Source organism: Streptococcus sp. LYSM12 (assembly GCF_004569635.1).
GTDB lineage: Bacteria > Bacillota > Bacilli > Lactobacillales > Streptococcaceae > Streptococcus.
This window is the reverse complement of sequence record NZ_SPOZ01000005.1, coordinates 1-26,224: the sequence shown is the minus strand read 5'-3', so window position 1 is coordinate 26,224 and position 26,224 is coordinate 1. Positions and strand designations below refer to the sequence as shown.

Sequence of the window (26,224 nt, the reverse complement as noted above, 5' to 3'; positions counted from 1 at the left end):
AAAAAAGGATCTCCCAAAATAGGCGGCTGAACAGAGGTTTGTTGTGAAATCTAGATAGAGGCTAATTAGCTTTGGCGCAAATGAAATGAGGGAGGAAGTAGCTAGTTACGGTCAAGTGACTGGACATAGGTTGTCTTATAACCAATGAGAGGCACATCTAAAGGGGGTCGCATCTGTTGATACAAGTTTTTGAAAAATCATTAGAATCTGTCCATGTAAACAGAAAAAATAGGCTCAATGTGATATAATAGAGGAAATTTTTCTAGAATGAGGTTTTAAAAGTGACAAAAAATGCACCTTCCCGCAAGGGGCGCGAGGATGCCTTTATTCCTAGGCGTTTGAATATTTTATTTGCTATTGTAATTATCTTATTTTCAATCTTGATTTCGCGTCTGGCCTACATGCAGATTATCAACAAAGATTTTTATACTGATAAATTGGCCAAGGCCAGCCAAAAAGTGATTACAAATAGTTCTGTTCGCGGACAGATTTATGATGCGAAAGGGGTCGCCTTGGTGGAGAACCAAGTAGAGCAGGTAGCTACCTTTACACGATCCAATAAAATGACAGCTCGTCAAATGAAAGAGATTGCAACCAAGCTCTTGCAATGGGTGAGTTTGACGGATGTGGATGTAACGCCACGGGAGCGTGCTGACTATTATTTGGCAGATCCAGAGGTTTATGCGGAAGTTGTGAGCAAACTGCCTAAAGATCAGCGATTAGATACAGACGGCAACAGCTTAGATGAGTCGACCATATACAATAATGCTATCTTGAGTTTGACAGAAGAACAAACAGCTTATTCGGAAGAGGAATTAAAGGCTATAGAGCTTTTTTCACAAATGAATGCCGCGGCTTATTTTGAAACGGTTAATCTGGTAACGGATTCGCTGACGGCTGAGCAGATTGCCAGGATTGCAGCAAATGAGGCTGAGTTACCAGGAATTTCTACGGCGAGTAGCTGGAAGAGGGTTGTAGCTCCGACCTCTCTAGCCTCCATTATCGGAACAGTGACCACGCAACAAGCAGGTTTACCAGAAGAAGATGCTAAGGATTATTTAGCCAAGGGCTACTCACTCAATGATCGTGTGGGAACAGCCTATCTAGAAAAGCAATATGAAGAAGTCTTGCAAGGTCAACGAGAGAAGAAAGAAATCAATCTTGACCGTAGTGGAAATGTCGAAAGCATTACCACTATTCAAGAGGGAAACAAGGGGAAAAATGTCAAATTAACGATTGACCTAGCCTTTCAAGACGGAGTTAATGCCATTTTGAAGCACCATTTTGATAGTGAATTGTCAACGGGAAGTGCCCGTTATTCCGAGGGTGTCTATGCTGTGGTGCTTGAGCCCAAGACAGGTGCTGTTCTTGCCATGGCAGGTTATAGCCATGATACAAAGACCAATGAGGTTAAGGAAAATGCCTTAGGAACTGTTACCAATACCTTTGTTCCAGGATCGATTGTCAAGGGTGCGACTCTGACAGCAGGTTGGGAGAACGGTGTTATTTCAGGAAATCAAGTGTTGGTAGATCAACCGATTCAATTTGCAGGTTCTGCTCCGATTAATTCTTGGTTTACAGTGTTCGGTAATCGTAACATTGATGCAGTTGAAGCCTTGCAATATTCCTCTAATACCTACATGGTTCAGATTGCCCTTGACATGATTGGACAACCTTATGTTCCTGGAATGATTTTGAATGTGAATGAAACCCTCAAGACCTCAATGGAAAAATTGCGCGGTACTTTTGGTGAATATGGCCTAGGTGTTGCAACAGGAATTGATTTACCGCTTGAATCAACTGGATTTATACCTAAAGATTATTCCATTTCAAATTATCTGACCAATTCTTTTGGACAGTTTGACAATTACACCCCGATGCAAATGGCCCAATACGTGGCGACAGTGGCAAATGGAGGAAAGCGCATTAGTCCGCATTTAGCAGAGGGAATTTATGCTAATAATGCAGAGGGTGGTCTAGGCGAGGTTATTGAAACCATTACTGGTAGGGACTTGAATCAAGTCAATATCTCAGAAGAGGAGATGGGGCTTATCCAGCAAGGATTTTATCGGGTTGTCAATGGTGAAAGTGGTCTTACGACAGGGAGAACTATTGCAGACGGTGCTAGTGTATCAATTAGTGCTAAGACTGGTACGGCCGAAACCTTTGTGACAACAGATACAGGTCAAGTCTTGGCTGCAGTTAACACCAATATTGTTTCCTATGCGCCGAGTTCTAATCCCAAGATTGCAGTTGCGGTTATTCTACCGAATTTGACAGACCTTGATTCGTCTACAAGCAAACGCATCACGACAGAAATTATCAATCTCTATCAATCGCTTCATCCGATGAATTAGAAACATGAATGCTCCAAGGAGCGTTCCCCTAAGGATTTTAGTGACCTCCCCGTCTTGTATGTAACCTTAATCGATACTATCAACGATATTGGATAGTGATAGTATAGTAAACCATTTGGCGTATCTAACAATGTTAGGGACTAAAATAATCCAGTGAATTATTTAGACTACGCCAAGAACCTAGTAAGCAGGGAGATAAACCAGACGCTTGTTGTAGCTTGATTCTAACGCTTCAAAAGCGAGAATAGAACTATTGCTAGGTCGTTATGTTAATGATCATTAAAAAACAGTAGTTTTTGTCTTAGACAAGAGGCTACTGTTTTTACTTTACTGTTAGCATCAAGGTTTTAAAAGTTCTTTATTCCATTTAGAAGCCATAGGAAAAATGTCAAAGATTTTATAACTTTTTTCTAGCTTTCGCAATTTTTAATTGTATAGCCGTTTCGTTTATTTTTAGTACTAGGTAAGGAGTCGCAGGTAGTACTGGAGTACAGCAAGACGAGTGAACGAAGTACTAAAATAGAAACGAAATGACTATAAAAGTTTGTCAGAGCTGGCTTTTATAGAATATGAGGTTATTATGGAGGTACTGCACTCAAAACTTGAACTCTGACGCGCTGAATGGTGCTATATAGTTTTAGTACTAGGTAACAAGCTGCAGGCTGTACTAGAGTACGGCAAAGCGAGTGAACGAAGGAATAAAAGATAAACGAAATGTCTATAATAAATACAAAATCGCTTTCAAAACAATGGTAGAGGATTATAAAAGAGAGTTAAAAAAAGAAACCACGTTTATCTTTTTTGTGGTATACTAATACAGACAACGTATACGAAACCTCTGTACAATATGTTTGTACCAAAAGGGGGCTAAAAAGATAAAATCTCATTAAACGATAAAAATATAGAATTTTATCAAAGAGAGATGATTAAAAGGTCCTCAAAATCAAAGTTTATAGATTTTTTAGAAAGATAGAAAAGAGCATTGTTATATCCTACACCTATTGCGAAATTGATTGAGAGTTATTCGAAACTCCCTGGAATTGGTATTAAAACTGCGACCCGTCTAGCCTTTTATACGATTGGTATGGAGGAGGATGTGGTCAATGAATTTGCGAAAAATCTCCTGGCAGCTAAGCGTGACTTAGCCTATTGTCAGGTTTGTGGTAATCTTGCTGAAGATGAGATCTGTGCGATTTGTCAGGATTCGACGCGGGATTTGTCAACGATTTTAGTCGTAGAAGATAGTAGAGATGTTTCAGCCATGGAACATATTCAAGAGTATCATGGCTTGTATCATGTTCTTCACGGTCTTATTTCCCCAATGAATGGAGTCGGTCCAGATGATATTAACCTCAAGAGCTTGCTCATGCGTTTGATGGAGAACGAGGTGACTGAAGTTATCATTGCTACTAATGCGACAGCAGATGGGGAAGCGACATCTATGTATATTTCACGCGTTTTAAAACCTGCTGGTATCAAAGTGACACGACTGGCACGGGGGCTTGCCGTTGGAGCCGATATTGAGTATGCTGATGAAGTAACTCTCCTTCGAGCCATTGAAAATCGTACGGAGCTATAGCCTTTTGCGATAAGTGTTATCAAGAAAATTAGTATAGAAAGTTAGGGAAATCCATGTCAAAAGAAACCATTATTCTCCTGTATGGTGGACGTTCGGCTGAGCGTGAAGTGTCAGTCTTGTCTGCTGAAAGTATCATGCGGGCTATCGACTATGATAAATTTTTTGTAAAAACCTACTTTATTGCTCAAAATGGTGATTTTATTAAGACCCAGGAGTTTAATAAAACGCCGTCTGCGGATGAAAAGTTAATGACTAACAGCACTATTATTTCAAGCCAATGCATTCGTCCGAGCGATATTTATGAGGAAAATGCTGTAGTTTTTCCTGTGCTTCACGGTCCAATGGGTGAGGATGGTTCTATCCAAGGTTTCTTAGAAGTTTTACGCCTGCCCTATGTAGGAACCAATGTTCTTGCTTCTAGTGTAGCAATGGATAAGATCACGACTAAGCAGGTGCTGGCTTCAGAGGGAATTCCCCAAGTGGCCTTTGAAACGGTGATAGAGGGCGAGGATGTAGAGGCAAAAATCGCTACTGTAGAAGCTAATTTGCACTATCCTGTCTTTGTCAAACCAGCCAATATGGGATCCAGCGTCGGAATTTCAAAGGCAGAAAATCAAGTTGAATTGCGATCTGCTATTGAGTTAGCTTTTCGCTATGATAGCCGTCTCTTGGTAGAGCAAGGAGTCAATGCCCGTGAAATCGAGGTTGGGCTGCTAGGAAATGCAGATGTTCAGACGACTCTACCTGGTGAAGTTGTCAAAGATGTAGCTTTTTATGATTACGATGCCAAATATATCGACAATAACATTACCATGGCGATTCCAGCTGAAATCTCGGCTGATGTGGCAGAGCAAATGCGGATTTACGCCGCTACAGCCTTTCGTGCCATTGGTGGTTGCGGTTTGTCACGTTGCGATTTCTTCCTGACAGAAGCGGGAGAGATTTTTCTCAATGAGTTGAATACCATGCCAGGTTTTACCCAGTGGTCAATGTATCCTCTCTTGTGGGATAATATGGGACTTGGTTACTCTGATTTGATTAAAAAGTTGGTGTCCCTAGCCAAGGAAACCTTTCGTAAACGCGAACAACATCTGGTTTAAAGCTTATGTATAGTAATTAAGTTTTAAAAATTGAGCATTATTTTTGTTGTAGATATAGATTTTCTAGAGCTGAAAATAAGAGTGAAGAAAGTTGAGTTCTCCTTACTTTTCTCCGATTTGTCGTCTTGCTAGAGAGTGCTATCCGAGCATCTACCTTTATCAACTCTCCGATCGTTTTCCTTATATAGCGAGTAGTCGTTCTACAAAAATGTTCCCCAGTCACGAATAGTACGGTTGCGAAATCCAGTAGGAAACGATTCTATGAGGTTTTAGAGCAGTGCTGTTTTAAGGCTTTCTAGATGCGAGTAGATAGCTTATTCTTCTCAGGTGGATAAAAAACGAAAGAGGGAACCTTAGCTCAGGTTTGATAAGATACTTTACCCAAGGTATGATATAATGAAAAGAGCGTTTGCTCTTTTTGTTTTACAGCTTTTATACTCATTAAAACAGAACCGTCGTATCTTGTTAGTTTCCGATATTGCCATATGTTATAGCCGTTTCGTTTATTTTTAGTACTAGGCAAGGAGTCGCAGGTAGTACTGGAGTACAGCAAGACGAGTGAACGAAGTCATAAAAATAGAAACGAAATGACTCTAGTACTAGGCAAGAAGCTGCAGACTGTACTGGCATACGGCAAAGCGAGTGAACGAAATAATAAAAGAGAAACTAAAAGACTATAATAGCAACCTGAAGCGGTATCAGCCTCATCTTGTACAAGACGTGAGAGTGTTTGATGCGAATGCCATTCGTTTTATCTCCAATATTCAACAGTTTATTTCTGGACGGTTGAAGCAACTTCTCGGTCGAACAGGGGGCGAGAAAGAAATTGGCAGGTAGAAAAAGAGTTCGTTTTTCCACACTTTTTTAATTCTAGGTTCGGCTGAAACAGTCTAGAGGTAGGTCGTTTCACTCTCCCCCTCTGTACAGTGGATGATGCTAGCGTTTAAATCTAAAACACGAACAAAGAGGAGTGAAAAGCTCCAGTGGAGATGTTTAGCCTGTTCCCTTGAAACAAAAAGGGACAGCATTTCCAACTTTTAACAGCATGATAGCTGTTGAAGCAATCAACCACTGGGCTTGAGCTGTTGATGCCGACTTTGATTTAGCCCAGTCCCCTTGTGAGTTCCCGATGAAGATAGCTAGGTTCGTTACAATGAAGTACAGTGCAGAACCAGATAGCTATGTTAGGCAAACAACCCTTGAAACGGCTGCGTCCCCAAAAGGTATATGGAGCCAGCTAAAGCTAGAACATCTGCATTACTCCCCCAAAGGAGTCGTATCCAAGCAAACCAAATCCCATAATTGATGAAGAATAGAAACATATCTACAGTAGATAAGAGTGTTTTTGGAGAAAATGATGAAATTAACCGTATATGAAGTCGCTCAAGTTGTTGGAGCGAAAAACGATGTGAGAATGTATGAGGATCGAGCGCTGCAAAAGGTTGAGTTTGATAGCCGTTTGATAGTAGAGGGAGATTTTTTTATCCCGCTAAAGGGAGCTAGAGATGGGCATGATTTTATTCCTGTTGCCTTTGAAAATGGTTGCGCCATTACCTTATCTGAGAAAGAAGTAGCGTTTCCCCATATTCTAGTTGATGATTGCTTGATAGCTTTTCAGGCCTTGGCTGCCTACTATTTGAAAAAAATGCAGGTTGAGGTCATTGCCGTGACAGGATCAAATGGGAAAACCACGACTAAGGATATGATTCATGATGTTTTAGCGACAACTTTTGCTACCTACAAGACCCAGGGAAATTACAATAATGAAATAGGTTTGCCTTATACGGTACTTCACATGCCGGACAATACAGAAAAACTGGTTTTGGAAATGGGACAGGACCACTTGGGAGATCTTCATCTTCTGTCAGAAATTGCAAAACCAAGCCTTGCGGTCATTACCTTATTTGGCGAAGCTCATTTGGCATTTTTCGACTCGCGGGAGCAGATTGCACAAGGAAAACTCCAAATCGCGGATGGTTTGCCGGACGGTGCAATCTTATTACTACCAAATGACCCGATTGCAACTCCTCATCTACCAAATCGGCAGCAGTTGGTGAGCTTTGGTGAGGGTGGCGATTTACAGGTGACGAGCTTAATTGAACGCAAGGACGGTCTGACTTTTCAGGTCAATTTTATGGATGGAGATATTTTTTTACCTGTTACAGGTAAATATAATGCGACCAATGCTATGCTAGCAATTTATGTGGGCAAATATTTGGGCGTTTCAGATAGGGCAATTCGAGAGGCTCTGATGCATCTGAGCCTGACCCGTAATCGGACGGAATGGAAAAAAGCAGGAAACGGAGCTGATATTTTAAGCGATGTCTACAATGCCAATCCGACAGCCATGCGCCTGATTTTAGAAAGCTTTTCGAGTATTCCTGCAAATGAAAATGGCAAGAAATTAGCTGTTTTGGCAGACATGAAAGAATTGGGAGAGCAGTCTATTCCATTACACAAAGAGATCATTACCAGTCTTTCGCCTGACTGTTTGGATATGCTCTTCTTTTATGGACAAGATATTGAAGAACTCGCTCGCTTGGCTGCCCAAGTCTTCCCGCTTGGCAAGGTATATTTCTTTAGAAAAAACGAAACCGAAGATCAATTTGATGCGCTTGTTACACATGTCATAGATAGTATGGAGCCACAAGATCAGATTTTACTTAAAGGAAGTAATTCCATGCACCTCGATCAGCTTGTTGCGGCATTGGTAGCTACTTCCTAAGAATATCGTACAAAAGGAAAGTAAACATGAAAGAATTTTTTACTAATCAGCCCAGTTTTCCGCCTCAACTGGGATTTGCTGGGCATCTTTTTCTCTTGTTCAGCTTGATAGTGGTAGTGCTTGGAGCTGTCAAGTATCATGAAAATAGGAAGTGGCAGTTGACTTTTAAAACTCTACAAGCAGTTCAGTTGGTTCTGCTCTATGGCTGGTATCTGGTCATTATGGCACCGATTTCTGAATCCTTGCCATTCTACCATTGCCGTATGGCAATGGTTGTGCTGTTACTAGTTCCAGATGAGTCACCCTATAAGGAATATTTTTCGCTAATGGGAGTCTTTGGTTCCATATGTGCTTTGATATATCCTATTTTTGATCCCTTTCCTTGGTTCCATGTAACGATTTTTTCTTTCGTTGTTGGGCATCTAGCTCTTTTAGGAAATGCCCTAAATTACCTCTTACATCGATATTCTTATCGACTAACTTCAAGAAAAATTGCCGGGCTGACGTTTGCTATTAATACATTTATTTTATTGGTTGATGTGGTGACAGGCGGGGATTATGGCTTTTTAAGAAACCTGCCTTTAATAGGGAATTATGGCTTAATTTGGAATTATTTGATAGAATCGATTCTCTTTACCATGATTCTATCTGTCTTTTTGAAAATGTTCCAAGTGGTACAGGTATCTCGTCAGAAAGAAAATGAGCAATATAAAGAAGCGAGAACAACATTGACGTAACAGTTTATGGCATGAATAGTTGGACGTACGTATCAATAGTTAGGTTGCTACATCATGATTGGAGTTACCTCCTTGTTTTTTATCACTCTGATTTGAAAAATCGTACTCTTTTGTTTATAATAAGAAAGATACAAGAAAAGAGACAGGTAATTATTCTGCCATTTTCAAAGAGTATAGAAAAGCAAAAAAGGATTCAACATGACATTACAGGATGAAATAAAAAAACGCCGTACCTTTGCTATTATTTCCCACCCGGATGCGGGAAAAACTACGATTACAGAGCAGTTGCTCTACTTTGGTGGAGAAATTCGTGAGGCTGGTACGGTCAAAGGGAAAAAGACAGGAAATTTTGCCAAATCTGACTGGATGGATATTGAAAAGCAACGGGGGATCTCGGTAACATCTTCTGTTATGCAGTTTGACTATGACGGTAAGCGTGTCAATATTCTTGATACTCCAGGGCACGAAGACTTTTCAGAAGATACCTATCGAACATTGATGGCGGTCGATGCTGCGGTTATGGTTATTGATTCAGCCAAGGGGATTGAAACCCAGACTAAAAAATTGTTTGAGGTGGTGAAACACCGCAATATCCCCGTCTTTACGTTTATTAACAAATTAGACCGTGACGGTCGTGAGCCCCTGGATCTCTTGGAAGAATTGGAAGAAGTCCTTGGAATTGCAAGTTTTCCAATGAACTGGCCAATCGGTATGGGAAAATCATTTGAGGGCTTGTATGATTTGCATAACAAGCGCTTGGAGCTATACCGTAGCAAGGAGCGCTTTGCAAGTTTTGATGAGGGAGAAGCGCTATTTGGTAGCAATCCTTTCTATGCTCAGGTTTTAGAAGATATTGAGCTGTTGAGCGAAGCGGGAAATGAATTTTCAGAAGAAGCGATTTTACAAGGTAAGCTAACCCCAGTTTTCTTTGGTTCTGCCTTAACAAATTTTGGTGTACAGACCTTCCTTGAAACTTTTTTGCAATTTGCGCCAGAACCGCATGGACATTTGAAAACAGATGGGGAAATGGTCGATCCTTTCTCTCATGATTTCTCAGGATTTGTCTTTAAAATTCAGGCTAATATGGATCCTCGTCACCGTGATCGGATTGCTTTTGTTCGCATCGTTTCAGGAGAATTTGAGCGCGGTATGGATGTCAATTTGACGCGGACAGGTAAGAAAGCTAAGTTATCAAACGTCACCCAGTTCATGGCTGAAGCACGTGAAACTGTTGAAAATGCCGTGGCAGGAGATATTATAGGGGTCTATGATACAGGGACTTATCAAGTTGGGGATACCTTGACTGTTGGTAAGAATAAGTTTGAATTTGAACCTCTGCCAACCTTTACACCTGAAATATTCATGAAAGTTTCTGCTAAGAATGTCATGAAACAAAAATCTTTTCATAAGGGAATTGAGCAATTGGTGCAAGAAGGAGCTATTCAGCTTTATACCAATTATCAGACAGGAGAGTATATGTTGGGAGCAGTGGGCCAACTCCAGTTTGAGGTCTTTAAGCACCGTATGGAACAGGAATATAATGCAGAAGTAGTCATGACACCCATGGGGAAAAAGACTGTGCGTTGGATTTCCCAAGACCAGTTGGATGAACGGATGTCGTCTAGTCGAAATATCTTAGCTAAAGATCGCTTTGATCACCCTGTTTTCCTTTTTGAAAATGACTTTGCCCTCCGTTGGTTTGCAGACAAGTATCCAGATGTGGTACTAGAAGAAAAGATGTAGAAAGAGTTCATGAGAATGGGACTATTATCAGGTTTAATTGGAAATGCCGCTCAAACGGATACGGCAAAAGTAGAAGCTCAGTTAGATGCGATTTTATTACCGACTGAGCAGGTATTGTCAGCTTTTAGCCTGATCCGTGATTTGATTGTCTTTACGGATAAGCGCTTGATTTTGGTGGACAGACAAGGAATGACAGGAAAGAAAACTTCCTACAAGTCTATTCCCTATCGCGCTATTTCCCGTTTTGAGGTCGAAACATCTGGGCATTTTGATTTGGATGCAGAGTTAAAAATCTGGATTTCATCGAGTATAGAGCCAGCAGAAATACTGCAATTCAAGAGCGATAAGAGTGTGGTTGCTATTCAGCAGGCTCTTGCAGCAGCGGTACTAAAATAAAAAGATTGCCCCTTTGAAATGGGGACAAGAAAAACACTCCTGTTGATTTAGTGTAAACTAAAGGCAGGAGTGTTTTTAGCATCGTCAAAGCTATGTGCGAAAAGGAAATGTACTTGTCTTGCTACTCGTCAAACATCAACTTTTTCCATTCTTATAGTCATTTCGTTTATCTTTTATTCCTTCGTTCACTCGCTTTGCCGTACTCCAGTACAGCCTGCAGCTCGTTGCCTAGTACTAAAAGTAAACTAAAAGACTATAAAATCCTAGGCTTTAATGAAAATGAAAAGACTCATTTCCTACTCGATAGAGGAAATGAGTCTTTCACGAATGTTTTTCGGTTGTCCTAACTTTAGGAGCAGCACTGCTTCAATTTTGCTAATCAGCAGCTTTAAATGGATACTCCTCTCCTCCGATAAAGGTTAGTGTATTCCCATTGTGTGTGTAGAACATAGTGTCGCCTTTTTTAGGGATTAATGGTAATGAAGCAAAGTCAGGAGCAGGATTGACTGCGGTTATTTGGAGTGAGTGTGTCAGCGGATTGATCTCCCCTTCAAAGTAAACGGCAGAGAATCGACCGCTTGCTGCATCATACCGAGCCTTGCTATTTTCTGCTAGTTCTCTAGCCAGCATATCATCGAATTGCTTCTCAAATCCCTCAGGCTTAGGGAAATTGGCTTTAATTTTAGCCTCGTAGTCATCTCCAAATGTTTCTTTCAGTAAGGTTTCTTTATCAACACCATATTCTGTTGCTTTTTGTTCTGCCTCTGCTAGCACTTTTTCATATTCCTTTTGAATGCCCTTATCATAGGCAGTGAGTAGGGCTTTTTTGTTGAAGGTGGAATAGAGTGTGACAACGGCTTTATTATCTTTGACCTCAAGGGTTACTCCCGTTTCTCCAACAACCTCTTCTGGATTGAGTGGAAACGTTTCCTCCAAGTCGCCTGAAAATTCATGCACAGCTATTTGTTTCATTTCAGTAGCAAAGCTTGGATTTTCCCATTTTCCTTCAATGATACCATTGCGATAAAAGATAAAGCCCGCAACAGCAGCTACGAAAAAGAGGCTTCCTACTATTCCGAAGATAACTTTCAAGATACGTTTCCGTTTTTTCTTATTGGCTTCTACCATCATTGTGAGAGGGTCTAATTGTTGATTTTTCATAAAAACTCCTTTATTTCCTATACAAATAGTGTACGTTATCTTTCTCTTTTTGTCAAATACAATTTTAGAAAGTACTCTGAATGGTGATTTATAGTATAATGGGACAGAGGAAAAAGTGGAGGCGGAGCAATGTTCATTAAGAAAAGTTTGAAAAATGGGATGTCTTGGATTAACCTAGATGCTGAGAGTTTGCACCAAACGCCAGAATTATATAAAAAATATCGTATTGATACGGAAACGGTTGAATATGCATTGGATAAGAATGAACGTGCCCATATGGACTACAATCGCGAAAATAGTACAGTTGTCTTTATCTACAATGTCCTTGATTTGGAGCGTGAAAAGGATTATTATGAAACGGTTCCCATGACTTTCATTGTCCAAAAAGATCGCCTGATTACTATTACCAATCAGGATAATGCGTATGTGACGCGTAATATGGTTCGCTATATTGAACACCATGCTCCAGTCACCGTCTATAAATTCCTCTTTGCGAGTATCGAGCTGATTAGTCATTCTTACTATCCTGTCATTGAAAAAATGGATAAGGCAAAGGATGAGATCAATACGCTCTTGCGCCAGACGACAACGAAATCGCGTTTATTTGCCCTCTCTGATTTGGAAACCAGTATGGTCTACCTGCTTGCTGCAGCTAAGCAAAATCTGATGCTGCTTGAGCATATTAGAGGACATGCAATTTATCGCGGCTTTGATGAGATTGAACATGAACAATTTGAAGATGCGATGATTGAAGCTAAGCAGTTGGTCGCGATGACGGATTTGGTTTCCCAGGTCTTGCAGCAGTTGTCTAACTCCTACAATAATGTCTTAAACAACAATCTGAATGATAACCTGACGATTTTGACCATTATCTCCATTTTACTTGCTGTTATTGCTGTCATTACAGGCTTCTTTGGCATGAATGTTCCACTTCCTTGGACTGAGAATCATCATGCGTGGATTTATATCATCATTATGAGTGCTATTTTATGGATTGTGATTGCACATATTTTAAAATGGGTCGCTCATAAAAAATAAGAAATGTGTTGTAGTTCAGCGCCTTTCTAATGTGTATGGTCGTGAACTAGAGTATATTTCTCTGGGATATTTTTCGTACTTGTAACAGGACGAACGTCATGTTAGAGTGTTCATGATTGATTAAAAACAGATAATAATGAATTTTACTATCTTTTGCCCTTTCTTTATGATATACTAGATAAGTTGCATGCAACAAAATTGTATATATGGGAAATAAGCTCCACTTCTTGCACCAGAGTGATGTCTAAAAAAACCTGTCCTGCTTAGACGGTTTTTATTTTTTAGACGAGGGCTGAGGTCCCATCGGTGTCGTTGGGATTTTCCCAACTTAGAAAGAAGAGTATGAAATTTAATGAATTACAGTTATCTGCTGACTTACTAGCAGAAATCGAAACAGCAGGTTTTGTGGAGGCAAGTCCGATTCAAGAAAAAACCATTCCACTTGCCCTTGACGGTAAGGATGTGATTGGTCAGGCTCAGACAGGGACAGGAAAAACGGCGGCCTTTGGTCTACCTACTCTTGAAAAAATTCGTACGGACGAAGTGACAATTCAAGCCTTAGTCATTGCTCCAACGCGGGAATTGGCCGTTCAAAGTCAGGAAGAACTCTTCCGCTTTGGTCGTAGTAAGGGGGTCAAAGTACGCTCTGTCTACGGAGGTTCAAGTATTGAAAAGCAAATCAAGGCGCTCAAGTCTGGCGCTCATATCGTAGTTGGAACACCTGGCCGTCTCCTTGACTTGATAAAACGTAAGGCCTTAAACCTTACTCATGTTGAAACTCTTATCCTTGATGAAGCTGATGAAATGCTCAACATGGGCTTTTTGGAGGATATTGAATCAATCATCTCCCGTGTTCCAGAAGACCGTCAAACTCTTCTGTTTTCAGCGACTATGCCAGCTCCGATTAAACGTATCGGTGTTCAATTCATGAAAAATCCTGAGCATGTGCAGATTGAAGCTAAGGAATTAACAACTGAATTGGTGGATCAGTACTATATTCGTGTCAAAGAACAAGAAAAATTTGATACTATGACCCGTCTTATGGATGTGGAGCAGCCAGAATTATCGATTGTCTTTGGTCGGACTAAGCGCCGTGTAGATGAATTAACCCGTGGTCTAAAAATCCGTGGTTTTCGTGCAGAGGGTATTCATGGTGATTTGGACCAAGGTAAGCGTCTCCGTGTGTTACGTGATTTTAAGACCGGTGGTCTGGATGTCCTAGTTGCAACAGATGTTGCAGCCCGTGGGTTAGATATTTCAGGAGTGACTCATGTCTACAACTATGACATTCCACAAGATCCTGAAAGTTATGTTCACCGTATTGGTCGGACAGGGCGTGCAGGGAAGTCTGGACAATCTATTACCTTTGTATCACCAAATGAAATGGGCTACCTCAAGATTATCGAAGACTTGACTAAGAAACGCATGACAGGCATGAAACCTGCAACAGCAGAAGAAGCCTTTCAAGCTAAGAAAAAAGTTGCTCTGAAGAAAATTGAACGGGATTTTGCAGATGAACATACTCGTAAGAACTTTGCGAAGTTTGGTAAGGATGCCCTTAAACTGGCTAGTGAATTTTCGCCAGAAGAATTGGCAATGTACATCTTGAGCTTGACTGTACAAGATCCAGAATCGATGCCAGAGGTAGAGATTGCACGTGAAAAACCATTGCCGTTTAAATATGTCCCAGGTGATAAAGGCGGTAGTCGTGGTAAGTCTGGTAAAGGCGGTAAATCATCAAACAACCGTCGTGGAGATGACCGCCGTGGAGGACGTCGTGATTACAAAGAAAAACGTCGTTCCAACGATCGGAACCGTTTCGGAAAAGACAACAACAAAAATCCACGCAAACGTATCTCAAGTGAGAAAAAGACAGGTTTTGTCATTCGCAATAAAGGGGATAAATAGAAGATTCTAGGAGAGGTGTTCAGCATCTCTTCTTTCTTTTTGAAATCTATTTCGATTTTTTTCTAAATGCCTCTTGATATTATGAATAAAAGGAGTATAATTCTATTTAGAAATATTTCTAAATAGAAAGCAGAAAGGAAATTACATGGGCTTATCAGAAACCTTAAAGGCGATTTCAGCACCGATTCGCAGGCAGATTTTGGAATATTTGAAGTCGGGTTCCAAATCTGCAGGTCAAATTGTGGAGTTGTTTCACTTGAGCAGTGCTACCGTGTCGCATCATTTGTCTGTCTTGAAAAAGTCAGGTCTCATTTTAGAAGAGAAACAGAAGAATTTCATTTACTATCGGCTCAATTATACTGTGTTTGAAGAAGTGCTGGTCTGGATTGCCAGCTTTGGAGGAAAAAGTGATGAAAAGAATTGATTGGAAGAAGCTGCTTGTGACCAGCTTGATTTTTTTGATACCATTGGCTTTCGCAGTCTGTTATTATGGGCAATTACCAGCTGTTTTGTATACGCACTTTGGAATTGACAACCAGGCAAACGGGATAAATAGTAAATGGGAAACCCTGGTGCTAACTCCTGTACTGGCGTTTATTTTTCATGTTTGCTTGTGTATTGCACTTGATGTCACAAAAAATAGTCAAATTCCTGCTGTTAGAGTGCTTAAATGGCTAATGCCTATCCTCACTACACTTGTAACAGGCTTCATTTTGTTATATAATTTGGGTTATCAGGTAGACATCCGTCGTTTAGTTGTCGCTTTTTTAGCAGGTGTTTATCTGATTACGGGCAATTATATGCCAAAAGATGTGGCAGGTATAACCTCTCCTCAAACCTTAACTGACCGCAAAAAAGCAGCCTATCTCTTTATAGGAGGAGCACTTGCCTTGCTGATTAGTCTCTTTTTTGCCCCCGTCGTCTCCCTGATTGTTGGTCTCATCTTTATACTACTGTTTGGCATTTGGAGCATTCGTGTCTGGGTAAAGGGCTACAAAATCACCGGTAAATAAGAATGCTTAGAAACCGTATAATAGTTTGAATCTACAGACTATCTATGTTTCATCTCGTCAAGATGTAAAATATGGGAAAGTGATTGACCTTGTGATGTCTCCTTTATATAATAAGAAAGTTCCTTTACAAGATAATCTAGTCTTTTGGTTTATCTTTTATGACTTCGTTCACTCTCTTTGCCGTACTCTAGTACAGTCTGCAGCTCGTTGCCTAGTACTATAGTCATTTCGTTTATATTTTTATGACTTTGTTCACTCTCTTTGCCGTACTCTAGTACAGTCTGCAGCTTGTTGCCTAGTACTAAAAATAAATGAAACGGCTATAAAAGCAAACGAAAAGACTATCTTAAGATAGTCTTGTAAAGGCTACAATGATGAATAAGGAGAAAATCGTATGATTATTAGTATTGTTTTAGTTGTATTTTTAGTACGGCTATGGTTTTTAAAGATTTCGATTCAACATGAACGAATGATTTTGAAAGATGGTGGAAGAGAGTATGGAGCTAAAAATACTCGCTATTTGACCATTCTACATATTTTATTTTATCTGTTTAGTCTAGTAGAAGCCCTCATAAAGCATAGTCCTGTAGATATGCTGGGAGTAATTGGGATTGTGTTACTCATATTCTCCATGTGTATGTTGTACCTTGTACAGTCTATTTTAGGAGAAATATGGACAGTGAAGTTGATGATTGCCAAGAATCACACTTATAATGACCATATTCTTTTTCGTGTTGTCAAACATCCCAACTATTATCTAAATATCATTCCAGAATTAGTTGGTTTGACCCTTCTATGCCATTCATGGTTGGCAGCCGTATTTCTAGCGCCTTTTTATACACTCGTTTTGTGGCGTCGGATTAGAGAAGAAGAGGAATTGTTAGAGAAAGTTATTCTGCCAAACAGCTAGGAGATTTATGAATTGGGTAGGGGGTTCTGAGGGAAAAGTCACAGCTAAATGGATAAAGAAAGTTTCGTTTTCGATAATAGCTGTTCAACGAAAGGGGTACGAAGTAGGCTAGTCTGTTATACTAGAAACTGCAGCAAGGAAATTGTTTCTCTTGAGATGTACCGTACCTGCAAATCGTTTAAAAACTGCCTAGAATTCAACAATGCTTACCTGTATTTTCTTCCTGTGTACAGGGGGTATAGCCTTTTCGTTTATCTTTTATGACTTCGTTCACTCGCTTTGTCGTACGCTAGTACAGCCTGCAGCTCCTTGCCTAGTACTAAAAGTAAACTAAAAGCCTATAAAAAGCTAGCACGTCATTCGTAAATGAGGAGGTTTCATGGGGATTAGAAATTTGAACAAAGCATCATCACTCTAGACGATTAACTACAAAAAGGAGAAGATGATGCTTACCTATATGATACAAAAAAGGTTAGATATGAAAGCAGTACTGGCACTCTATGAAGCAGTGGAGTGGACAAATTATACGAGGGATCCTGCGTTACTTGAGCAGGCCTTGAACAATAGTTTATTGGTTATTGCTGCATTTGATGATGCAAAGCTCGTGGGTCTGTTGCGGGCTGTTGGTGACGGTTATTCGATTATCTTTGTCCAGGATATTTTGGTTCTTCCAGATTATCAGCGCAGAGGCATTGGTCGCCAGTTAATGGAGAAGCTATTAGCAAACTATCCGAATATCTATCAACTCCATCTTTTGACAGGAAAAGAAGAAAAGACAAAGGCTTTCTATGAATCCTTAGGATTTAGGGCAGTTGATGAAATGGACTGTGTAGCCTATACCTATTTGAAATAATCTAGTCATTCAGTTTACTTTTATGACTTCGTTCACTCACTTTGTCGTACGCTAGTACAGCCTGCAGCTCGTCGCCTTGTATTAAAAGTAAACTAAAAGCCTATAAAAATATCTCACTCCTTATCGGGAGTGAGATTTTTTGTGATATAATCCAATTTTTGCTGGCGTGTTTTGCGCTTGAAGAGGGCTTCTGCAGACATGGCACTTGATTTATCGAGGAAAGTTTCATGGTAGAGGAGTTCAACAGGTCTGCGGCTCTGGATACGGGTGTATTTGGCTCCTTTGCCACTGTTATGGGTCGCAAGCCGTTTATCAAGATCGTTGGTATAACCGGTGTAGAGGCTGTCATCTGCACAGCGAACTACATACATGTAATGGTTAGCCTTTTCCAAAGTAGATTTCCTCGATTTCTGCTGTATAGTTTCCGTTTTCTTGATGAATGATCAGAGGTGGTAGAATGTTCAATCCCTCTAATGACCCGTCTTTAATAGCTTCAATTAAGAGCATATTAGCTTCTTTATTAGGTTTTGGGTGGATAAATTGGACCCGCTTTGGGGCTAGGTTATAGGCTTTCATAGTATCGATAATTTCAAGGAAGCGCTCTGGCCGATGTACCATGGCTAAACGACCATTTGATTTTAGCGCGTGACGGCTGACGTTACAAATTTCTTCCAGATTGGTAGTGATTTCATGGCGAGCCAATAGATAATGCTCGCTAGCTTTCAGGTTAGGATGTTGTTCAATCTTGAAATAGGGTGGATTACAGAGAATCAAGTCAACCTGTGAACGCGGTACGTAAGCTAGCAGGTGTTTGAGATCATCGTGAATCATCTCAACCTGTCCCTCTAATTGATTGAGAGCAATGGAACGTTTTGCCATATTTGCCAAGCGTTCTTGGATTTCAATAAGGGTAATCTTGGCCTTGGTTTGAGTAGAAGCAAAGAGACCGACAGCCCCATTTCCACTACATAAGTCCACTATAAGCCCTTTTTTAGGCAATTTTGGAAAGCGAGATAGAAGAACGCTGTCAATAGAATAGCTAAAGACTTCTTTGTTTTGAATAATCTTGACATCAGTGGAGAAGAGCTGATCAATCCTCTCTCCAGCTTGTAATACTGGCTTGTTCATACATCTATTATAGCACATTGTTAGGGCAGATGAAAAATCTTTGTTCGTTTCCAAAGTATGGTATAATAGGTAAGAAATGAGCAAAGGAGAGCACAATGTTTTATTCTTATTTACGAAGTTTATTATTCTTTTTACTGTGGGCTGTCAACGGTAATATTCATTATCATGATAGGGAGAAAATTTTACCTCAGGATGAAAATTATATCTTGGTAGCACCGCATAGAACTTTCTGGGATCCTGTCTTTTTAGGATATGCTTCAGCACCGAAACAATTTATTTTTATGGCTAAAAAAGAATTGTTCAAGAATCGAGGATTTGGATGGTGGATTAGTAAGTGCGGTGCCTTTCCAATTGACCGGGGTAATCCAGGAACTGCGGCCATTAAATACCCAGTTAAAATGTTGAAAAAAAGCAACCGTTCTTTAGTAATGTTTCCGTCGGGGAGCCGTCACTCTAGCGAATTAAAAGGTGGTGTGGCTGTCATTGCAAAGACTGCTAAAGTTAAAATTATGCCCGCAACCTATGTTGGACCGATGAGCTTGAAAAATCTATTGCTGGGAGATCGAATTGATGTTGCCTTTGGAAATCCGATTGATATTTCAGATATTAAACGTCTGGATGATGCAGGAATTGCAGAAGTAACCCACCGCATTGAGTCAGAGTTCAATCGCTTGGACGACCTTGCTCGCTCGGCTCAGATAGGCAAGAAACGCATGAGTTATTGGACGTTCATCTACCGCGTCCCCGTCTTGATCCTTGTCGCTCTTGTCCTAGGCTTGACCTATCTCTTTAGCTATCTCGCAAGTTTCGTTTGGAAACCAACTACTCATTTAGATAAGTAAATAAAAAACTCGTTTCAGACGAGTTTTTTTAATTTTTTACGAATAAATAAGTGGAGGTAGGAATATGTCTGAAAAATGGATACCATTTTTGCGTCACTATCAATTATTGGTTGTGGTAGCTGTAGGGGGGCTTGTGATGACTGTGACTTTCTTTTTGATAGCTCCAATAAGACCGAGTGGGGAGCTGGGTCGCGTGGAAGAATTAGTAAGTAGCAGCGAACAGGTAATGGAGATGCCAATTAGTAAGCAGTCCATAGAGAGCCTAATGGTTGATGTCAAAGGCGCAGTCAAGAAACCAGGAATTTATCATTTGTCAGTAGGTAGTCGTGTTCATGATGCGGTGGAAGCAGCGGGTGGTTTGACAGAGGCTGCTGATTCTAAATCCATCAATTTAGCTCAGAAGCTGAGTGATGAGGGGGTTATTTACGTAGCAACCAAGGAGGAAGCAATCTCTGTTGTACCTACTACAAGGACAGCACAAACAAGTAGCGATAAGGGAGTAAAGGAGGGGCTAGTGAATCTCAATACTGCAACAGAGGCAGATTTGCAGACCATTGCAGGTATCGGTACTAAGCGTGCGACAGATATTATTGCCTATCGTGAGAGCAAGGGGCATTTTCAATCGGTTGATGATTTGAAAGATGTACCTGGAATTGGTAGTAAGAGTCTGGAGAACATTCGTCCTTATGTCACAGTTGATTAAAGGTCTGCCCCTTACTCCCATCCACTTGGCTGTCTTGTTACTAGCCCTTTACTTTGTTATGCATCATTTGTCCTTCTTATCAATGGTGATTTTGGTGGCAATGTTACTTCTTCTCTATTTTCAGCAAGGGAAGATGATAGTTTATAAGGTGCTTCCTATCTTAGCCTGTTTTTTTCTCCTATTTGGCCTGCAACGTATGAAAGTGGCAATGGATGCTGCATCTACTCTGACAGAGATTAGCTACTTAGATGTCAAACCAGATACCATTCATATCAATGGTGACAGCCTTTCGTTTCGTGCAAGATCGTCAGGATATCGGTATATGGTTTTTTACCAATTAAAAAGTCAAAGGGAGCAGGTTTACTTCAAAAGTCTGTCGCATCTGGTGAGGCTAGAGGTGGAAGCGACTGTATCTGTCCCAGAAAGTCAGCGGAATTTTAATGGCTTTGATTACCAAGATTACTTGGGGACACAAGAGATTTATCGAACGGTCAAGATTAGTCAAATTAAGAAGATTGCCCAGCAGACTTCATGGAATCCTTTGGACTGGCTCTCCTTACTTCGACGAAAGCTTTTAGTCTATATTAAGGAGCATTTTCCAAATCCAATGCGGCACTATATGACAGGGTTGTTGCTTGGAGATTTGGACAAGGAATTTGAGCAGATGAGCGATTTGTATTCTAGCCTAGGGATAATCCACTTATTTGCGCTTTCTGGTATGCAGGTTGGCTTCTTTGTAGATAGGTTCCGTTCCTTTTTCTTACGTTTCGGAATAAGAAAAGAAATAGTTGATTGGCTACAGCTTCCGTTTGCCTTTATTTATGCAAGCTTGACAGGATTTTCAGTTTCAGTCAATCGTTCCCTTTTGCAAAGGATTTTGAGCAATATGGGAATGAGTAAGTTAGATAATATAGCTTGTACGATTATCCTTTCTTTTCTAATCATGCCTCATTTTTTACTAACAGTAGGCGGTGTTCTGAGTTTTGCCTATGCTTTTTTATTGGCTGTTTTTGATTTTGAAGATTTGGCAGCTTATAAGCGAGTAGCTGTAGAAAGTTTAGCGATTTCTCTAGCTATGTTTCCCTTATTGATTTATTATTTTTACAGCTTTCAACCCTTATCTATTCTATTAACATTTCTCTTTTCCTTTCTTTTTGATCTAGTCTTGCTACCAGGCTTGAGCCTTGTCTTTCTTCTTTCGCCGCTTATGAAGCTCACGCAAGTGAATGCTCTTTTTGTATGGTTAGAAGCCTGTATCCGGTGGATAGTAGACTTGGACTTAAAACCATTGATTTTTGGGAAGCCGACAGTTGTTTTACTTCTAATCTTGCTGCTTATTTTGCTCTCTTTGTATGATCTGTATCGGAATTGGAAATGGTGTTGGGGACTTATCAGCTTGTTAGCTCTGCTCGTTTTCATAGTCAAATATCCCTTAGAAAATGAGGTGACAGTAGTGGATGTTGGGCAAGGGGATAGTATTTTTTTGAGAGATATACGAGGGCGGACGGTCTTGATTGATGTAGGTGGTAGAGTGAATGTTGCTACAAAAGAAGTTTGGCAACAAGGGACAAATCAAGCGAATGCGAAGCGAACGTTGCTCCCCTATCTTCGTAGTCGCGGTGTGAGTAGGATTGATTATCTAATCTTAACTCATGCCCATACGGATCATATGGGAGATTTACTGGAAGTGGTGAGAGAAATGGCTATTGGTAGGATATATATTTCTGAGGGAAGTGCTAGCAGTCAGAAATTAGCAGAGATCCTGCAGAGCGTAAAGGTGCGACCTCATCTTGTGAAAGTGGGAGATACTATTCCGATAGGTGACGGCTTTTTACATGTACTCTATCCTTATCAAAAAGGAGACGGTGGTAACGATGATTCGGTTGTGTTATATGGGGAGTTTTTGCAGACTCGTTTTCTATTCACAGGGGATTTGGAAGATAGTGAGTTAGAGTTGATGAAACAGTATCCTCAGTTGTCTGTTGATGTTTTAAAGGTAGGACATCATGGCTCGAAAGGTTCCTCTCATCCAGAATTTTTGGCTGCTATTTCTCCAAGGATTGCCTTGATTTCAGTTGGGAAAAACAATCGTTACAAGCATCCGCATCAAGAAACTCTGACGCGTTTTCAAGAACGGCAGATCCAGGTGTTTCGAACGGATGAACAAGGTGCTATTCGTTTCAGAGGTTGGAGGAAGTGGAAGATTGAAACGGTGAGATAGAGAAACGGGATAGTTGAACAGGAGTTCCTATTGGGTATCTATCAATAGCCTATTTCCTAATGATGACCACTCCTTGAGGATACTAGGTTTGTTATAAATGAAATGCAGTGAATAAGCAAGGAACCACCGCCAAACCAATGAAAGGACGGAGGTCATTTACCAATATTTCAAGGTTGTTCAAAGGTAGGAGCAACAATCAACCTCTAAGTTGTTTTCATAATTGAAGATATAGCCGTTTCGTTTATTTTTAGTACTAGGCAAGGAGTCGCAGGTAGTACTGGAGTACAGCAAGACGAGTGAACGAAGTAATAAAAATATAAACGAAATGACTATAACATCAATAGAAATGATGATTTTTCTAGAAACAAGGAACTTCACTTGTGATACGGGTGCTTCTTTTGAGAAAATATGCAATGAACATATTTTTAAAATACTGATAACAATTTAGATTTTAGGGGAGATTTATGAAAGACTTTTCGGAGAAATATTCGTTTTCTGAATGTTAAGGTCTGTTATTTTCTAAAAAGTAGAAACATCTTTTAGAAACAGGTTGGTGTCTAACTAAATAAAGGTTTAGGAGTTTTAATTTTATACATTTATGATGTCTAGAGCAGTTCTCATTTGTGGAAGAGGTTTCAACGTGATATAATAGTTGTAATCATGTTTTGTTTTTCACAAACTTAGAAAGGTTAGGAATAAATCAGATGATTTCCTATCAACCATTAAATTTATATCGTCAATTTAAGAAAGCAGCAGAGCAGTTTCCAGAAGTTAAGATTGTTTTTGACAAGTCTTATCAATCTTTCCCTGAATTGGGGCTTGAAAATACCTATGCGCAGGTTTTTACTGCTATTCAGCAAAGGGCTTATCAGCTAGCGGCATCAGGAGTTTCCCATGGTGATAAGGTCATGTTTTATAAAAGCCCGGCATTTGATACCTATTTGTTAGCAGTCGCAGCGACTGCCTTGGGGGCCGTTCCAGTAATGCCATCCTATCACCTGCCAGCTAGTACCATTGATGTCTTTGCAGAGCGTTTGGAACATTCTTTTATCGTTTTTGATGAGGAGACAGCAGAGCGAGTTGCAGCAATGGAGCGTAAGGATTTAGTGACGACACTTGCGATTGCAGACTTATTGGCATTTCCTGCTAATCCTGTTGCTGAGAATCTACTTCCTGAGGATGTGATTCAGTATATGACCCATACTTCTGGAACGACCGGAATTCCCAAGTTGATTTGTCACACGGCACAGACCATGGGTTGGCGCGTAGCCTGGCAGCAGACGATTTTTGAAAAGATGAGTGAGCGCCATTTATTGGCTTTCCATATTTCTCCTGTTCACTCACGCTACAATATAGGTGTTTCTTCTGCCATTGGGCTTGGTTTTCCCTTGCTTCCCTTGTCGTCTGCTAAAGCTCAAGATGTTGCAAAGAGTTTGGAACGCTATAGACCAATGGCGCTTGAAACCCATCCTAATAATTTTGTTCAATGGGCGCAGCTTGCTAAGAAAAATCCATCCCTTTTTTCAAGTATCCGTTACTATCATTCCACTTTTGATGCTATCAATATCGGAACCTTGCGTGCCTTTTTAGAGGCTTCTAGGGAAAAAGATCCTGTCTTTATGCAGGTGTATGGTCAGAGTGAATGTGGACCGATGATTTTGCGTTATCACCGTCTAGACACACTGGAGCAGACAAGCGGTCGGGATATGGGATTCGGTCTTAAAGGCTATACAGAGGCACGAATTACAGATGCAAATGGCTATCCTTTGCCAGCTGGTCAAAATGGGCATATTCAACTCTTATCGCGAGGTCGTGCGGTAACTTATTATAAAGAGGATGCTCGGTTCCAGGAGAATGTTTATGGAGACTGGTGGGATAGTGGCGATTATGGCTGTATGACTGAGGAAGGAAGCTTGATTTTGAAAGATCGTCAGGTTGATGTAATTGAATCAATTGATAGCAATCTCGCTTTGGAAGATTTCTTGTTGGATCAGTTGGATTTCTTGTCAGAAGTCGTTATCATTCGCGATGCTAATGGTGCTCCACAACCCATTATCGCTCTTGTAGAAGGTGCAGATATGGACTGGGATGCTTGGTGGCATCAAGTGGCAGATTTACCCCTACTCAAGGAACCAATCTTATTGGCCTATGAGGATATCCCGCGGACGGCAACCATGAAAGTGCAGCGCTTGAAAATGGAAGCAGAGATGAAAATGAAGAATCTCTAATGGTAGCTTGACTCATCGAAAAGAGATTGGAAGTGGTATTTCATTCTTTTTTATAGAGGATTGGGCTTCAACAGTCACTTTTCTGCTAGACCTTGTTTTCTAATTTTAGACTGTATGAAAAAACGTTCATTGGACGTTTTTTTGATATAATGAAGAGAAGAAATGCGAGGGAAATATTAATGACTATTATTGATGAGATTCGGAAAATGAAGAAAGAGAACCTGGCGCTGCTGACGGTTCTGACTGGAGAGGATATTGGACAGTTTCAATTGGCCAAAGAAATCCTATTGAAACGAATTGGTTTTGATAGCAGTGATTTAACCTATGCCTACTTTGATATGTCAGAGACAGATTACGCCCAGGTGGAGCTGGATTTGGTGTCTCTGCCCTTTTTCTCAGATGAAAAAATTGTTATCTTGGATTATTTTGCTGATGTGACAACCGATAAAAAACGGTATTTAAGTGATGAGGAGCTAAAAAAATTTGAGGACTATTTGAGCCAACCAGTTGAAACGACAAAGCTGATTGTTATTGCTGGAGGAAAACTCGATAGCAAGCGTCGTCTGGTCAAACTCTTAAAACGGGATGGTTTTGTTTTGGAAGCCAATAGTCTCAAAGAAGCAGAGCTTCGACAATTTTTTAAACAAGAAATTGGAAAAATGGGGCTGAGCATGGACAATACAGTTATGGATCATCTGTTGAACAAATCCAATTTTGATTTTGCTGAAATCCATAAAAATCTTGCTTTTTTGTACTCCTATAAGGGGGATAGTCAGATTAGTCTAGACGATATTGAACAGGCTATTCCCAAAACCTTGCAGGATAATCTCTTTGATATGAGCCAGCTTCTTTTACAAGGTAAGATTGATCAAGCTCAAAGCCTGGTGCGTGACTTACGTTTACAAGGAGAAGATGAGATTAAGTTAATTGCAATTTTGCTCAACCAATTCCGTCTGTTTTTACAGGTTCAGATGTTACACAAGGAGGGATTGAGCGAGCAACATATGGTTACTGAATTATCGACCATTATGGGACGGAAAATGAATCCCTTTCAAGTTAAGTTTGCTCTGCGGGATTCTCGTTCTCTGTCACTTTCTTTTCTAAAAAAAGCAGTGCAAGTCTTGATCGAAACGGATTATCAGATTAAACAGGGACAATTTGACAAGGACTATCTTTTTGATATTGCTCTGTTAAAAATTGCTAGCGCATGATGCTAGAGGCAGCAGATAGTGGAGCACAGTTGTGCAATCTTGAAGTTTCCATTGCTAGCTTCGAGCTAATATAGTCTTTTATAGTCGTTTAGTTTATAAACAGTATTCTAAACTTTCATATACAGACTTTCCAGCTCTGAGTAGATTCCGAACCTTGTTTTTGAGATTAGCCCAATATTGTTCAATCGGGTTAAGTTCAGGAGAATAGGGAGGTAATGGAAGAAAATAATGTCCCTTGGCTATAGCAAGCTTATCCAATTTCGCTTTAGGATGGAAGCTGGCATTATCCATTACAATAAGATGTGGCTCTGACAAAGAGGGTAAGAGCTGGTTATCAAACCATTTGGTAAAAAAGCGCTCGTCATACTTTC

23 protein-coding genes are annotated in these 26,224 nt (G+C 40.3%); 19 read left to right on the top strand and 4 right to left on the bottom strand.

From position 1 onward, the window contains the following. The first annotated feature begins 281 nt into the window (after nucleotides 1-281). The 8 genes from pbp2b to E4T79_RS02385 all read left to right on the top strand — a co-directional run bounded on the left by pbp2b (nucleotide 282) and on the right by E4T79_RS02385 (nucleotide 10,637). Complete coding sequence (gene pbp2b / locus E4T79_RS02415) at nucleotides 282-2,357, top strand: penicillin-binding protein PBP2B (protein WP_209304548.1); 2,076 nt, start codon at nucleotides 282-284, stop codon at nucleotides 2,355-2,357. Nucleotides 2,358-3,339: 982 nt separating this feature from the next. Next, a complete protein-coding gene (recR, locus tag E4T79_RS02410; RefSeq protein ID WP_135027253.1) occupies nucleotides 3,340-3,936 on the top strand; it encodes a recombination mediator RecR in 597 nt (198 codons plus the stop codon). Nucleotides 3,937-3,989: 53 nt separating this feature from the next. Beyond that, nucleotides 3,990-5,036, top strand: a complete 1,047-nt coding sequence (locus tag E4T79_RS02405) for a D-alanine--D-alanine ligase (protein WP_135027251.1) — start codon at nucleotides 3,990-3,992, stop codon at nucleotides 5,034-5,036. Between the two features lie 642 nt (nucleotides 5,037-5,678). Further along, a complete protein-coding gene (locus tag E4T79_RS10945) occupies nucleotides 5,679-5,873 on the top strand; it encodes a hypothetical protein (RefSeq protein ID WP_167752602.1) in 195 nt (64 codons plus the stop codon). Between the two features lie 520 nt (nucleotides 5,874-6,393). Continuing rightward, complete coding sequence (gene murF, locus E4T79_RS02400; RefSeq protein WP_135027379.1) at nucleotides 6,394-7,761, top strand: UDP-N-acetylmuramoyl-tripeptide--D-alanyl-D-alanine ligase; 1,368 nt, start codon at nucleotides 6,394-6,396, stop codon at nucleotides 7,759-7,761. 26 nt (nucleotides 7,762-7,787) lie between these two features. After that, on the top strand, nucleotides 7,788-8,498 hold the full coding sequence (locus tag E4T79_RS02395) for a YwaF family protein (protein ID WP_135027249.1): 711 nt from the start codon (nucleotides 7,788-7,790) through the stop codon (nucleotides 8,496-8,498). 198 nt (nucleotides 8,499-8,696) lie between these two features. Beyond that, nucleotides 8,697-10,241 carry a peptide chain release factor 3 gene (locus tag E4T79_RS02390; protein WP_135027246.1) on the top strand — a complete coding sequence of 515 codons (1,545 nt, stop codon included), beginning with the start codon at nucleotides 8,697-8,699 and terminating at the stop codon, nucleotides 10,239-10,241. Nucleotides 10,242-10,256: 15 nt separating this feature from the next. Further along, the gene (locus E4T79_RS02385; RefSeq protein WP_135027244.1) at nucleotides 10,257-10,637 is read left to right on the top strand and encodes a PH domain-containing protein; all 381 of its coding nucleotides are present in this window, start codon (nucleotides 10,257-10,259) and stop codon (nucleotides 10,635-10,637) included. 375 nt (nucleotides 10,638-11,012) lie between these two features. On the opposite strand, the gene E4T79_RS02380 is transcribed toward E4T79_RS02385, so the two are convergent. Next, nucleotides 11,013-11,798, bottom strand: a complete 786-nt coding sequence (locus tag E4T79_RS02380; protein ID WP_135027242.1) for a hypothetical protein — start codon at nucleotides 11,796-11,798, stop codon at nucleotides 11,013-11,015. Nucleotides 11,799-11,927: 129 nt separating this feature from the next. Between E4T79_RS02380 and E4T79_RS02375 the strand changes: the two genes are divergently transcribed. From E4T79_RS02375 to E4T79_RS02350, 6 genes are all read left to right on the top strand, one after another. After that, entirely contained in the window at nucleotides 11,928-12,836 is a 909-nt protein-coding gene (locus E4T79_RS02375; RefSeq protein ID WP_135027240.1) for a magnesium transporter CorA family protein, read from the top strand. A gap of 342 nt (nucleotides 12,837-13,178) precedes the next feature. Beyond that, a complete protein-coding gene (locus tag E4T79_RS02370) occupies nucleotides 13,179-14,744 on the top strand; it encodes a DEAD/DEAH box helicase (RefSeq protein WP_135027238.1) in 1,566 nt (521 codons plus the stop codon). 145 nt (nucleotides 14,745-14,889) lie between these two features. Beyond that, a complete protein-coding gene (locus E4T79_RS02365; RefSeq protein ID WP_135027236.1) occupies nucleotides 14,890-15,168 on the top strand; it encodes an autorepressor SdpR family transcription factor in 279 nt (92 codons plus the stop codon). Beyond that, the gene (locus E4T79_RS02360; protein ID WP_135027234.1) at nucleotides 15,155-15,757 is read left to right on the top strand and encodes a DUF1648 domain-containing protein; all 603 of its coding nucleotides are present in this window, start codon (nucleotides 15,155-15,157) and stop codon (nucleotides 15,755-15,757) included. Before E4T79_RS02365 ends, E4T79_RS02360 begins: the two co-directional genes overlap by 14 nt. Before the next feature lie 394 nt (nucleotides 15,758-16,151). Further along, nucleotides 16,152-16,667: an isoprenylcysteine carboxyl methyltransferase family protein gene (locus E4T79_RS02355; protein ID WP_135027232.1), complete on the top strand. Its 516-nt coding sequence runs from the start codon at nucleotides 16,152-16,154 to the stop codon at nucleotides 16,665-16,667. Nucleotides 16,668-17,112: 445 nt separating this feature from the next. After that, nucleotides 17,113-17,520, top strand: coding sequence for a GNAT family N-acetyltransferase (locus E4T79_RS02350; protein ID WP_135027377.1), 408 nt, complete (start codon nucleotides 17,113-17,115; stop codon nucleotides 17,518-17,520). Nucleotides 17,521-17,633: 113 nt separating this feature from the next. Here the strand turns inward: E4T79_RS02350 and E4T79_RS02345 are convergent, their stop codons facing one another. Together E4T79_RS02345 and E4T79_RS02340 are read right to left on the bottom strand one after the other, a co-directional pair. Continuing rightward, nucleotides 17,634-17,891, bottom strand: coding sequence for a GIY-YIG nuclease family protein (locus tag E4T79_RS02345; protein ID WP_135027375.1), 258 nt, complete (start codon nucleotides 17,889-17,891; stop codon nucleotides 17,634-17,636). Nucleotides 17,892-17,898: 7 nt separating this feature from the next. Then, on the bottom strand, nucleotides 17,899-18,648 hold the full coding sequence (locus tag E4T79_RS02340; protein ID WP_135027230.1) for a tRNA1(Val) (adenine(37)-N6)-methyltransferase: 750 nt from the start codon (nucleotides 18,646-18,648) through the stop codon (nucleotides 17,899-17,901). A 95-nt stretch (nucleotides 18,649-18,743) separates the two neighbouring features. On the opposite strand from E4T79_RS02340, the gene E4T79_RS02335 reads away from it, so the two are divergent. From E4T79_RS02335 to holA, 5 genes are all read left to right on the top strand, one after another. Then, complete coding sequence (locus E4T79_RS02335) at nucleotides 18,744-19,490, top strand: 1-acyl-sn-glycerol-3-phosphate acyltransferase (protein ID WP_135027229.1); 747 nt, start codon at nucleotides 18,744-18,746, stop codon at nucleotides 19,488-19,490. A gap of 64 nt (nucleotides 19,491-19,554) precedes the next feature. Further along, complete coding sequence (locus E4T79_RS02330) at nucleotides 19,555-20,193, top strand: helix-hairpin-helix domain-containing protein (RefSeq protein WP_135027227.1); 639 nt, start codon at nucleotides 19,555-19,557, stop codon at nucleotides 20,191-20,193. Beyond that, entirely contained in the window at nucleotides 20,177-22,414 is a 2,238-nt protein-coding gene (locus E4T79_RS02325; RefSeq protein ID WP_135027225.1) for a DNA internalization-related competence protein ComEC/Rec2, read from the top strand. The genes E4T79_RS02330 and E4T79_RS02325 overlap by 17 nt, the downstream gene beginning before the upstream one ends. A gap of 704 nt (nucleotides 22,415-23,118) precedes the next feature. Beyond that, nucleotides 23,119-24,642 carry an acyl-CoA synthetase gene (locus E4T79_RS02320; RefSeq protein ID WP_135027223.1) on the top strand — a complete coding sequence of 508 codons (1,524 nt, stop codon included), beginning with the start codon at nucleotides 23,119-23,121 and terminating at the stop codon, nucleotides 24,640-24,642. Nucleotides 24,643-24,821: 179 nt separating this feature from the next. Next, the gene (gene holA / locus E4T79_RS02315; protein ID WP_135027221.1) at nucleotides 24,822-25,853 is read left to right on the top strand and encodes a DNA polymerase III subunit delta; all 1,032 of its coding nucleotides are present in this window, start codon (nucleotides 24,822-24,824) and stop codon (nucleotides 25,851-25,853) included. 93 nt (nucleotides 25,854-25,946) lie between these two features. Here holA and E4T79_RS02310 read toward each other — a convergent pair. Beyond that, on the bottom strand, nucleotides 25,947-26,224 hold a 278-nt coding region (locus E4T79_RS02310), incomplete at its 5' end, for a transposase (RefSeq protein ID WP_194183763.1).

Excerpts from the sequence above, each read along its gene's own strand:
- E4T79_RS02405 (WP_135027251.1), top strand. The coding sequence starts at position 3,990 with ATGTCAAAAGAAACCATTATTCTCCTGTATGGTGGACGTTCGGCTGAG.
- murF (WP_135027379.1), top strand. The coding sequence starts at position 6,394 with ATGAAATTAACCGTATATGAAGTCGCTCAAGTTGTTGGAGCGAAAAAC.
- E4T79_RS02395 (WP_135027249.1), top strand. The coding sequence starts at position 7,788 with ATGAAAGAATTTTTTACTAATCAGCCCAGTTTTCCGCCTCAACTGGGA.
- E4T79_RS02390 (WP_135027246.1), top strand. The coding sequence starts at position 8,697 with ATGACATTACAGGATGAAATAAAAAAACGCCGTACCTTTGCTATTATT.
- E4T79_RS02385 (WP_135027244.1), top strand. The coding sequence starts at position 10,257 with ATGGGACTATTATCAGGTTTAATTGGAAATGCCGCTCAAACGGATACG.
- E4T79_RS02380 (WP_135027242.1), bottom strand. The coding sequence starts at position 11,798 with ATGAAAAATCAACAATTAGACCCTCTCACAATGATGGTAGAAGCCAAT.
- E4T79_RS02375 (WP_135027240.1), top strand. The coding sequence starts at position 11,928 with ATGTTCATTAAGAAAAGTTTGAAAAATGGGATGTCTTGGATTAACCTA.
- E4T79_RS02370 (WP_135027238.1), top strand. The coding sequence starts at position 13,179 with ATGAAATTTAATGAATTACAGTTATCTGCTGACTTACTAGCAGAAATC.
- E4T79_RS02365 (WP_135027236.1), top strand. The coding sequence starts at position 14,890 with ATGGGCTTATCAGAAACCTTAAAGGCGATTTCAGCACCGATTCGCAGG.
- E4T79_RS02360 (WP_135027234.1), top strand. The coding sequence starts at position 15,155 with ATGAAAAGAATTGATTGGAAGAAGCTGCTTGTGACCAGCTTGATTTTT.
- E4T79_RS02355 (WP_135027232.1), top strand. The coding sequence starts at position 16,152 with ATGATTATTAGTATTGTTTTAGTTGTATTTTTAGTACGGCTATGGTTT.
- E4T79_RS02350 (WP_135027377.1), top strand. The coding sequence starts at position 17,113 with ATGCTTACCTATATGATACAAAAAAGGTTAGATATGAAAGCAGTACTG.
- E4T79_RS02345 (WP_135027375.1), bottom strand. The coding sequence starts at position 17,891 with ATGTATGTAGTTCGCTGTGCAGATGACAGCCTCTACACCGGTTATACC.
- E4T79_RS02340 (WP_135027230.1), bottom strand. The coding sequence starts at position 18,648 with ATGAACAAGCCAGTATTACAAGCTGGAGAGAGGATTGATCAGCTCTTC.
- E4T79_RS02335 (WP_135027229.1), top strand. The coding sequence starts at position 18,744 with ATGTTTTATTCTTATTTACGAAGTTTATTATTCTTTTTACTGTGGGCT.
- E4T79_RS02330 (WP_135027227.1), top strand. The coding sequence starts at position 19,555 with ATGTCTGAAAAATGGATACCATTTTTGCGTCACTATCAATTATTGGTT.
- E4T79_RS02325 (WP_135027225.1), top strand. The coding sequence starts at position 20,177 with ATGTCACAGTTGATTAAAGGTCTGCCCCTTACTCCCATCCACTTGGCT.
- E4T79_RS02320 (WP_135027223.1), top strand. The coding sequence starts at position 23,119 with ATGATTTCCTATCAACCATTAAATTTATATCGTCAATTTAAGAAAGCA.
- holA (WP_135027221.1), top strand. The coding sequence starts at position 24,822 with ATGACTATTATTGATGAGATTCGGAAAATGAAGAAAGAGAACCTGGCG.